We start from the raw sequence: 247 nt of genomic DNA, 5'->3' as shown, positions 1-247 counted from the left end.
CAGGAGTCCAGTGTGTCCATACGCGTCGCGTTGAATCATGTCACACATTATCGCTACGACAGGCTGGTTGAACTGTCGCCTCAGGTCGTGCGTCTCAGGCCGGCACCTCACTGCCGGACCCCGATTCTGTCGTATTCGATGCGGGTCGAGCCGGCTGGGCATTTCATCAACTGGCAGCAGGACGCGTTCGCCAACTATCAGGCGCGTCTGGTGTTCCCCGAGAAGACGCGCGAATTCAAGGTGACCG

Annotated in this window: 1 protein-coding gene; it reads left to right on the top strand. The window is 59.5% G+C overall.

What is annotated here, in order from left to right:
• Positions 1–12 precede the first annotated feature (12 nt).
• Positions 13–247: transglutaminase N-terminal domain-containing protein (locus tag SB764_RS43420; RefSeq protein WP_410867230.1), on the top strand; the 235-nt coding region annotated here is incomplete at its 3' end.

Source organism: Paraburkholderia sp. SIMBA_027, from assembly GCF_046535315.1.
GTDB lineage: Bacteria > Pseudomonadota > Gammaproteobacteria > Burkholderiales > Burkholderiaceae > Paraburkholderia > Paraburkholderia tropica.
This window is presented reverse-complemented; position numbering and strand designations above follow the sequence as displayed.